Here is an 11,511-nt window from a genome sequence, read left to right as displayed (position 1 = left end):
CACCAACACCATGATTTATATCGGAAATAACACGATCACGACAGCGGAAACAGCGACTTACTTGGGGAATGTGGGTTTAGATGAGGCGGTCGTTTTGCTCCTTAAATCGGAACGAGCGCCAAGTGATTTGCTACCTTATTGCTCGAACATTGGCGAAGGTTGGGTTGCTTCGCAACGAATTGAGTGGCGGGCAGTAGAACCTTCAATCCGTGATATGTGGGGAAAGAAAACCAGCCCGGAAAAAACGCATCCTGATTTTTGTTTACAGGGAGGTATCAAAATTGAGCGTTCTTTCTGGTTGGGACGTTCGAAAACCCTACCTGCCATCCGTACGATCAAATCCGCAAGCCTGAAGATATGTGCCGCCGGCCCCACGCAGGGTGACCTGCGTCTCGTTCCCAAAGAAGATTATTGGGTCTTGGAAACTGAAGGCAAAGTTTCTGGAATTTGGAAGATCACTCTTCGGGACGGAAGCGAAAAAATTATGCACGTAGCGAGGTTTAGCGCAGATACACCCGAGCTGACAGAATGGGCGCAAATGCCCGAACACTGGATCACAATTGATGAAATTGTTCCAGAAAGCTATCGAGAAAGTGTTCTAGGTCAGTCAATTGATCATCTCCTGACAGACACTCAGCTTGAAATCTCAGACATGCTGGAGGCGCTATATTGCTTTCTTAGAACGCCAAGATCTGAAGCAGAAGTATACAGCCTACTAGAAAACTATGTAGAGAACGGCCATCGAGTATGGGACATCCTTCGTTCACTACAAGAGGCTCGTTGGATTGCACCGGTTCAAAACTTGAATTGGCGAGCAAGAAAGTGGCGTTTGGTGAAGCCCACTCTTTTTGAGATTTCTCCTGGACTCATTTTAGTAGAAGGCGCAATTGCATCATCTGCCTTTGAAAGGATGAATGCTTGCGCTTCTCGGGTAGGTGCTAAGTTAATGCTGGAGCAACCGTCGAAGTTCAAGGCTCCGGTAATCTGCATCAAGTCCAACAAGCTTGAGGAGATTTCGAAAATTTTGGGCTGGGAAGCAAAGAGAGGATTGTTGCCGAGCTTCGCGCAGGCCCCCCATTGCTGGCCACAAGAGGACAAGACGCTTATCGGCCGCGAATGCACGGGCGTTTGGAGCTTTGCCAAGGGCATGTTCTTTAACAGCGCTCCAAAAATTCAGGATACCCATTCAGACGTTCAGTTGTCACGTTGGTACAAGAGAAACGACCGTGATGTTTTCATGGTTGAAGGAGCAGGGACACAATACATCAGTAGTGCGAGATCCTCCGCTATTTGTGAAGCGTACCGGCGAAGAGGCGAAGCATTGTTTGAGTACGACCAGAAGTTTATTACGCGACGCGGTTCTGGAGGACACATTCCAGACAAGTTGGCTCGCGCTCTCCGGATAAACTCTTTAAAATCCAGCGGTCTATCAGATGATGAGTTGACATACCAGTATCCAGCTCTACAAGCTGACGTTGAAATTTTATCAAGACTGCTCGGTCCATTGATTGCTGGATTTTCACCTCAAGACAGTGCCGAAAGTCCAATGCACTTGGGCCTTGGACGTAGGTTCAAAGTGAGACAAAGTGTCTGGAAAGCAGAAAGCTATGCACTTAAGAAAGGGCTGCGATGATAGATGGGGTCTTTCTCTGCCGAGTCATCTATACTCGCGGTTACGGCAGAGTAGAGGTGATAGCGGAGCGAAGAGGGCTGACCTGGTTTACAAGGGAGTTCCATCGCGACTTACCACCGGAGGGGAAACTGTTTTCTCCAAACCTGGCCGATTTTGCTGAAGGTCAGATACTAACCTGTGGAATCGCCCAAAACCCTCGTCGCGATAACCCGGATCAGGATGCTTTCTTAGTCGATCAGCCTTTAACTGCCACAGAAGTTTTTGACTTTCGTGTTAGTGGCCCGGATCGAGCTCGTGAGGATCTTTTTGAAAATGGTATTGAGTTACACAGATCCGGCAATCAGGAGGTTGTGGTTGCCATTTCGGAAACGGAATGCTGCAAAGTTCAAATGCAGTTCGACGGCGACAGCGGAAAGCATTTCGCATTAAAACAGAACTTGGAACAATATCCAGTTTACCCAATCAACAGTACTTTTTTCACTTCCAAGAAGGTAGAAAACCGATATTTTGCCGTTCCCAATCTGGTCACCGGCGCAGTAATTTCCCGAATTAACTGGCAAAGCGACCAAGACTTTTTAGAATTAGTTTTGAAGCGTATTCGAAGGGCACACTCAGGCGCACCGTTCTCACGGAACGACATTCAAGGGCTTTCTCGATTTTTGAGCGAAATAGATGTTCTGTCAACATTCTCGACTGATTGGGAAGAAACATCCAAACGCGCTGCAAGACTCGTTGCCGCTGTCGAGAGCAACCTGGAAACCCTCTTTCAAGTTGCAGACTTGTTTTCGAAATCTCCGAGTGTACTCGAAAAAGTCGAGAATCGACGCGCTGAACTGGAACAAAATCTGAAGGAAGAACTCCGGCCTCATGTGAAGCAGCTTCTTGAAGGAGAAAATACCGAGCTCCAAAAACAGAAAAGTGTTTTGATCGAATCCATTCAATCCCTGGATGAAAAAGCATCCCAAACGAAAAGCCAGTGCGAGAAAACCTTGTCTGAGCTTAAGACGGCGAAAGATTTACTGAATCGTACGTATGATGGTGCTCAAAATGTGATTGATGCAATCACTGCTAACAACGTTAGAGATGCGTCCAAAATATCAGATGCATTAGCGGAACATGTTCCGTCTGCGCAAGGAAAGATATCGCACCCACTTTCTCCACCATGGTCTCGAGAAGGGTCGAGAGAAGCTGTTAAGGAACTACCAATTGAAGAGCTACACGAAGCTGTAAAGAAACTTTTAACAGGTTCTAACGTATCGGCAGAAGATCTGCTTGCTCTTGATGCGATTGCGAGATCTGGGAATATCCCGCTGCTCTTGGGGCCGTCTGGTGTCGAATTGGCAAGTGTCTATGCTAATTTGGCTGCTGGTGGACAGCTAGTACGCGAGATGTTGAACCCGGCCACGATATGCATGGACGATCTGTGGCGGACGAGCGCTTCCTCTGAAATCACCGGTTTTGCAAAGAGTTGGCTTCAAGCTCAAAACAACCCGGAAAGAACGTACATCGTACTATTGGAAAACATAAACAATTCGCCTTTGGACTTTTGGCTTCCAAGCTTAGAAAAAACTGTACTTACAAGAGAATATCCAAAGAACCTGATCGTGCTTGCCAGTATTTGCGGCGCATTCGTCGACAGCGCGCACAGCGTCAGCTTATCCAGCACCAGCATGATTCCCGTGTTTTGCGAAACAGGTGAAGCAGACACAAAGAGCTTTTTGGCCTCACATTCAGCAACTCCAACTAAGTACGAGATACGTGGAGACCGGTTCAGGGCGGAAGATTTGGCAGGGTTTTCTTCGAAGGTGCTTCCGTTTCTTGAAAGTGAAAGCTGTATCGAAAAGGCATACGCACTCTTCACCGCTACCAGTATGACGCTATCGCAGGAACTATCGATCAAAATGACCCTAGAAATTTCAAATCAAAAACTCGAGATGCATAGTTTGAAGAAGGGGCAGGACATGCTGAACCAATTGATCAAAAAATTGGAGGCACGCTAATCCATGTTAGATCCAATTGGAGGATTCGAACGAATCCGAGAGCTCTTTATTTCTTACATTGATACTGCATTCAAAGTTCGAAACGAAAAACTGGCACGTGATAGGCGATTACTACTAAGAGATCCGGGGAACTTTGTTACGGATCTGTTTGTTGAGCCAATTCCCAGGTACAAGGCAGCTGGGTACTACTTAGAAGATCTGCTGGAAAAGCGTGAAAACAATCCAATTGCGAGCCTGCCCCACGAGGCCAGGTGCGCTTTCATTGAGCTGGCACTCGCTGGGTTATTCAACGGGAACCCAGAAACAGATTCGAAACTATCTTGGAAGAGCACTTACCAACCGTACTTGCATCAAGTTCAGATGCTAGACCGAGGTCTAAAGAGTGGACGACCAGGTATTGTTACTTCCGGAACAGGCTCCGGGAAAACTGAGTCGTTTTTGCTTCCAATTCTTGCCGCCATTGCTAACGAGGCTGCGAGTTGGCCTGCCCCCAAATCTGGCTTTCTAAAACAGAAATGGTGGGAATCTACACCCAAACAATTCAAACTTCATAGAGAGATGGAGGCTGAAGCGCGCCCAAAGGCAATGAGGGCCATACTACTGTACCCGATGAATGCTCTCGTGGAAGACCAGATGGCTCGGCTTCGGAAATTGCTCGACTCCGCGGAATCTGCGGAAATTATGGACAGAAGGTTATCTGGAAATCGTATTTTCTTTGGAAAGTATACAAGTGCAACTCCAGTTCCAGGCTATCGCAATCACCCTAGACGAGGGAACACTCGTCAAGAAGTTCAAAGGAGCGCTCAACGTACAGAGCGTGTGGTTTCGGCGCTGGAGGAAATGCATCATGATTTTCATTTGGCCCTGCGAAGCGATCAAGAATCCGGGAGGGAAGACAAGTATCTATTTCCATCGCCGGAAAATGCAGAACTCGTTACCAGATGGGATATGCAGCAGACTCCGCCTGACATCCTCGTGACCAACACCTCCATGCTGGGAACGATGTTGTCACGGGAAGTTGAGCAAGACCTCTTCAACAAGACCAAACATTGGCTTCAAAGTGATCCAGAGGCCTACTTTTTTCTAGTTATGGACGAACTCCATTTGGTCCGCGGCTCTGCGGGCACTGAAACAGCCGGATTGATACGTGCTCTGATACATAGGCTAGGATTGGATGACCCCAAATATCGGCACAAACTTCGCATATTGGCGTCTAGTGCGTCACTTCCACTTGGTCCGGAGCAGCGAGATCAGAGTTTAGGTTACCTATACGATTTCTTTGGTTCAAACGGCACTTATGAGAAGAATGGCTCCGATGGCGCTAGGGGGGCTGAAGACTGGTTGGATACCGTTGTCACCGGCCAACCTTCGCTATCCAAAGCTGCGTCGCCCCTTCCCCTAAACCCAGAACCATTCACTCATTTGGTCGATAGCTGCACAAAAAGGGAGGCATTTATTGGAAAAATTGAATCGTCCGCTGAAATCCAAGATGCAATTCTGCATTGTGCATCGGAACTGGGCATTCCGAATTCAAAAAGACTTTTTGAAGACGTAGCAATTGATGCTATCGAAAAATCTGCGGTAGTTCTTGCAAATGCTTCGTTACTCGAAGATGGGCAGTTACGAGCCAGGTCTAGTGCCGTATTGACGCAAGCCATTTTCGAAGAAAACACACCGCAGACACAAAAAGGACTCCGAGGATTACTTCTACTACGAGGCTTAAGTGAAATCTCCAATCAGATCTTTGATCGTGAAGTAAATCCGGAAACAACTACTTTTCGAGCTCATACTTTCTTTAGGAGCATTGAGGGTCTGTTTGGCAGCCCGACCGAAGGTTCCTCAGGGGTCGACTTTGACGGGCTGCGCGTTGATCGGGGTATGACTCACACTGCAACTGGTTCGTCTCCACGCAGGCTCTTTGAACTAGTATACTGCGAGTGTTGCGGGGAAGAGTTTATAGCTGGCCATCGGGGACAGAATGTTCGTTCGCGAAATATTCAAGTCGAGCTGCTCCCTGCGTCGCCTGAACTTGAAAAACTACCTGAAATCGGTGCCGACCAAAACTATGAACAACTGAGTTACGAAGACTTCGCAATCTTCTGGCCCAGTCGGGCAGATGCGAATTCGGGAGACAACACAAAGGAAATCTGGAAGGAAGCAACACTCAACACGCAAAGCGGCATGATCACTGAAGGGGCAAACGCATCTTCACAAAATGAAATTGCTGGAAAGCTGTTTTATCTTCCAGGGTTTGGATCTGACAAATTTCTTCGGGAACCGGGTACTGCTGGGCCGAACTGCTGCCCCGCGTGTGGGACAGACTATTCACCCAGAAGGAAGCCGCTCAGGAGATCTCCAATACGAAACTTTCGAACGGGTTTTGGCAAGAGCTCGCAATTGGTGGCGACCGAAGTATTCGAGTTGCTTCACGCTGGCCATGAAACGCACACGCCAAAAGCTATCGTTTTCTCGGACAGTCGACAGGATGCCGCAAAAGCTTCATTGGACATTGAACGCCGCCATCATCAAGACGCTCGCCGCCTACTTTTGGTGGATGCGCTGCGCGAGATATCAAGGAAGCCAAGGCTCGACAAATCAGAGATTGATAAACAACTCAAGGAGGCTGTCAATGCTGGCAGGCTCGAAGAAGCTGCCGACTTAATAAAGCAGCTAAGCAAGGCAAGTGATGCGAGAGATAGTAATCGTGTCCCACTCAAGGAAGTACTTGAGCCTATACCAGGTTCCTCTAAAGGAGGTTCTGATAACATAGGGCCATTGTTGGCCAATATGGTTCGTTTAGGTATTCATCCGACCGACGATGTCGGCGTCAAACTGCTTGGCCGAAGCGATCAGAACAACGCTGAGGGTCGAGAGTGGCAAGGTTTCTTTGAGACCAAAAACCAATCGGTCGACTGGATTAGTGCTGACGGTTCCTTGCAGCTGGCAAATGCAAAGGCGCAAGTTGCAACAGAACAGCGGCCGCTTGTAGACGAGGTTTTGTTCAATAGATCTTACTTCGCCTTGGAGGAAACTGGCCTAGGCTACCCCACGCTATATCCAAACTCGCAAGGCGGCTCTACTAAGATGGATTCGTGGCTAAGAGTTTTTGCTGACAACTATCGTATTCAAGAGAATAAGTGGGCTGGCAACGGAAAGGACTGGCCCGATGGGCGTTCCGTCGAGAGGCGGCGCATTAAGAACTACGCTACCATTCTGAACGAGTCGGACCCAGTTCAAGAACTTGACAATGTTCTGGAGCAGTTTGCAAAGCTAGGTCACAAGAATGGTCGAATAGTACTAGATAAACTATTAATTCACTTGTCCGACGAAAGTGACCCCTATTGGGCCTGCCCAAAGTGTACCAGGGTACACCTTCACAAAGGGACAAACCTCTGCACCCGATGCGGGACAAAGCTTCCGGAAACAAAAACCGGCTGCGCAGGCGACCTTGCTAGGCACAACTTCCTGGCGCACCGCATCAATAGGAGCGACGACGCTCAATCAGGGGCATTTCGCTTGCGATCAGAAGAGCTGAGCGGGCAAACGAGATCTCCTGCCGAAAGGCTTCGAAGATTTAGAGGGATTTTTGTCGATACCCCGGCCGGAGTTGACCCACATCTAGATCGCAACGCAAAGGAAATTGACCTTCTTTCCGTTACTACAACCATGGAGGTTGGAATTGACATCGGTGCGCTAGAGGCTGTTTACCAAGCAAATATGCCTCCTCAGCGTTTCAACTATCAGCAAAGGGTAGGTCGTGCAGGTCGAAGGGGTCAGGCTTTCTCATTTGTAGCAACACTTTGCCGAAGCAGAAGTCACGACTTGCACTATTTTCGCAATCCCGAAGCGATCACGGGCAGTGCCCCGCCTCCACCATTTCTAACTACCGAGCATATTGAGATACCACTTCGGCTTCTTAGAAAGGTTTGGTTAACTAAGGCATTTGACCTGCTAAGAGCCGAAGCCGGCGATACGTATCCTGGCGACGATGCCCCGGCTGACGTGCATGGTGAGTTTGTTCCTTGCTCCGTCTATTACGAACCAGATTCTGTTTGGCCCGAAAAACTTGAAACTGCTTTGCATCAGTCTTTGCATACTAGGGACACGTTTGTGGCGGTGCTATCCTCAGGAAACGAACAGAAATCCAATGCATTAAAAGATGCGTGTTCGGTTGAAGAAGTCTTAGCTGAAATAGGCGGGCTGAAGGATACCGGTGAGATATCGCCTCTTAACCTAGCTAGTTTCCTGGCTGAAAATGGTCTTCTTCCGATGTACGGAATGCCCACGAGGGTTAGGAATCTCTATCTTGGTCCAGTACTTGAAGGTGGCGGAAGCAACTCTTGGGATACAATTGATCGCGAGTTAGATATCGCAATCTACGAGTTCGCTCCGGGTCGATCTCTCATTCGCGACAAGCAGAAACACACATCGGTCGGGTTTACCTCTTCACTGGGACGCATAATTAAATCTCCCAATGGGCACGTTAGAATCGCGCCAAAGCCTAGTCAAAAATGGTGGACCGAAACGGCTTTCATAGCAGATTGCCCGAGTTGCGGTGCCATCAACTCCTCCGACACTCAAGTAGTTAATTCAGCGTTTTGCGGAGATTGTTCGTCAAAAATTGATCCGTCCGCCTACAATGAATATGTGATGCCGGACGGGTTCAGGACTACTTTCAAGCCTACTGATATCGATGAAGCTGAGGACTTTACCAACCTGGTGCGGAGAGAAACCTCTTCAGAGCTTGAAGAAATTTCTACATTTAATGTACCCGAAACCAACATGTCAGTTGCTACTGGCAGCAAGGCAGCAATAATCCGTCGAAATCGGGGACCTGATGTAGATGGAGAAGCCTTCTCAGGTTACACTGTAAAGCCTTATCAGCAGAAAAACATCTTAGTCCAAAAGCCAGAAAAGAAGTGGTTGAGCTCTCTGCCAAACCAATTTGTGCAGCCGGAAAGCGTTGGGTCGACTAGAAACTGGATCGCCGAACTTGATGAGCATGGCAACGAGCAAGCCGAGCAAACAGTTTACCTAATGTCTAGAAAAAACACGGACTCTCTCTATTTGGTAATGGAGAGGTGCCACGCCGACCTTTCCTTTTCCAAACTGGGGTTAAGGCAGGACAATGGTCAACGTAGTCCATACGCAACAAGTGTGCGAGCCGCAGCAATTTCTGCGACACAGCTAATCATTCAAAGGGCTTCATTGGAGCTTGATGTGTCTCCGGAAGAATTCGAGGCTCTTGAACCTAGAGTCAGACAGGGGCGACCATTACTTCAAATCGCTGATCAACTTGTCAATGGTGCAGGGTTCTCAAGAAGACTAGCGGACAAGATTGGTTCCCGTCCGTTGGTCCAAAGGCTGATATCGGACATGGTTTACAACGAGGGAGATCCTCTTGTCTCAAGTTTCCGCTCAGGCGACCACATGCAAGCCTGTTCGACGGCCTGCTACCATTGCCTCCAAAGATACGGAAACAGGAACTACCATGGACTACTAGACTGGCGATTGGGCATTGGCTTCCTGAGAGCGATGCTAGATGTGGACTATAAAGCAGGGTTGGATGGTGACTTTTCATCACACTTCGAGCTTGCCGACTGGCTTCAACAAGCAGAACGCATTGCAAAGGAAATTTGGAGTCATAACCCGAACGCCAGATCTATTCGGAAGATTGGGAGGGCGGGCCTTAGTGCCATATCAGAGGGATCAGGCACAGGAGAAATTAACTACCTGATTGTACACCCATTCTGGAAAACCGCACCAACTTCTCATCAGCAAAACATCCTAGCAGATGCGACCGAAAGTATTGGTGGAAAGGTGCTTTTTGTAGACTCGTTTGAAGCTTCAACCAGGCCGATCCGAGCTTTGGATGCTGCAAGAGCGAGAAATTTTTGATGTTCAGGCTCAAAACCGAAAATTCTCCTCCAATCTACACATCAGTCATGGCATACGGGCTAGCAAAACCTTCTGGAGGCCTTTGAGTATCGGATGACAGGAAAAAACGACACTCCACACTATCCGGTTGCTGTTGACTTGTTCTGCGGCGCGGGTGGGCTGACTTATGGCTTGTGGAAAGCTGGAGTGAAGGTAGCCTACGGAGTGGACCTAGATCCCAAATGTAGACATGCGCTTGAGGCCAACTCAAGCGCTAGGTTCTATCAAGAGGATGTCGCCAAATTATCTTGTGAAACAGTTGACTCGATGTTTGGAGATGCCAAAGTTCGTTTATTGGCGGGATGTGCTCCCTGTCAGCCATTTTCCACCTATTCGCATAGTCGAAAATCAAGCGACGACCGATGGAACTTGTTGTTGCATTTTCAACGGATCGTGGAAGGCGTTCGCCCCGAACTGGTGACTATGGAGAATGTTTCGGGGCTTTCTAAGCGAGAGGTTTGGCGTGATTTTGTTCTTACTCTGAATGACTTAGGGTACTCAGTGTCTTGGCGTATAGTTGATTGCACTAGGTTTGGAATACCTCAGACAAGAAAGCGCTTAGTTTTAGTTGCTTCACTTTTGGGAAAAATATCCTTCTCCGACCCTGAGGAGCCCGAAATTGTTACTGTAAAAGACGCCATTGGGGGCCTGCCAAAAATTGCGGCCGGCCAAAAATGCAACAGAGATAAACTTCATACGTCTTCAGTGCTTAGTGAATTAAACTTAGATAGAATACGCGCATCCGTTCCGGGTGGAACCTGGAGAGACTGGCCATCGGAGCTGCGAGCCGAGTGCCACAAAAGAAGTTCAGGTAAGAGTTATCCGTCTGTATACGGCAGGATGGAGTGGGATAAGCCAGCACCCACAATGACGACTCAATGCTACGGTTTTGGAAATGGTAGGTTTGGTCATCCTGAACAAGACAGGGCCATCAGCCTCCGGGAGGCCGCTATCATTCAATCATTTCCGAGTTCATACGAATTTTGGAGCGACAAAGAAGAGTTTTCATTCAAACATGTGGGAACTCTGATTGGGAATGCTGTGCCGCCGAAACTGGGGGAAGCAATTGGGAACTGCATGGTCGAACATGCTACACAGCACTTTGGGCATAAGGCTGTTGATTGTCGCTGAGAACTGTAAGCGGTTTGCCGCCCCCACACTTTCGTGCTGCCGCTTTATCTGCGATTCAGAGGCTTCTTTGATTTGTGGGGAGTTTCTTGATGGGAGTTACGAGCGAGTTTCTGGCAACGTTGCTGCGTCGGGCGGATGGTAAGCGTAATTGACCGCCGGAGTTGAAGGCCCGGATCGTGGCGGATATACTAAACCGGCCCGCCAGTGGGTGCGTTTCCGGTACGTTTCGGCGGCCTCTTCGCATTTGGTATGCGTGGGCAGGTACATGACGCTCACCAGGCCGGCCGTTCGATGTAGAGCGCCGGCGGATGTCTCTGGTCTTGTTCCTGACTCTGAGTTTCCATTTGGGGGGTCTTCGCGTCCAACAAGGGTGCCGGTTTTTCCGCCACCTTGCATCCCCCAAACCATTTCACGTGGCGGAGCCGTTGGGCCTTTTTGGGCTAGATAGTCGATACTCTTGTCTGCCCAGGTGTTGATCGCGGCCCGGCTGCCCTCCACTGCCGATGTGCGACATTCGCTCGCGGGAGGGTAATACCGACGCAGCAATCGTGCTGTTCCTCTGCGGAGAGGCTGAACCGCCCAGCATTGTCGAACTCCCCCTCGGGATGGGAAAATCGATGTTTACGCATCAGATATTCGATTGCGGCCAGGACTGTAGGGCTTTCGCGATCCAGTTTCTCAAGCTGGCAGATGCCGTCTGCCGCGGTCTTGATGGTGTTTTTGTTCATACATTGTAACCGCCCGATTTAGGCCGCCTTGCGGTTTTCGGCAGATGCTGGCAGCCAGTTCCAGGGAAGCAATTCGTCGAGC

Annotated in this window: 4 protein-coding genes; all 4 read left to right on the top strand. The window is 49.0% G+C overall.

Translation table 11 applies throughout. The features are described from left to right. On the top strand, nt 1-1,633 hold a 1,633-nt coding region (locus tag AC2FIR_RS23630; protein ID WP_496763412.1), incomplete at its 5' end, for a hypothetical protein. Further along, nucleotides 1,630-3,633, top strand: coding sequence for a tropomyosin (locus AC2FIR_RS23625; RefSeq protein WP_496763408.1), 2,004 nt, complete (start codon nt 1,630-1,632; stop codon nt 3,631-3,633). The genes AC2FIR_RS23630 and AC2FIR_RS23625, both read left to right, overlap by 4 nt. A 3-nt stretch (nt 3,634-3,636) precedes the next feature. Next, nucleotides 3,637-9,531, top strand: coding sequence for a DEAD/DEAH box helicase (locus AC2FIR_RS23620; protein WP_496763405.1), 5,895 nt, complete (start codon nt 3,637-3,639; stop codon nt 9,529-9,531). A 93-nt stretch (nt 9,532-9,624) separates the two neighbouring features. Next, nucleotides 9,625-10,701 (top strand): DNA cytosine methyltransferase, encoded by a 1,077-nt coding sequence (locus tag AC2FIR_RS23615; protein WP_496714635.1) that lies wholly within the window; start codon nt 9,625-9,627, stop codon nt 10,699-10,701. Nucleotides 10,702-11,511: the final 810 nt, after the last annotated feature.

This window comes from Ruegeria sp. CDSB136 (assembly GCF_059610965.1).
Note: the sequence above shows the minus strand (reverse complement) of the source record. Positions and strands in the feature narration are given on the sequence as shown.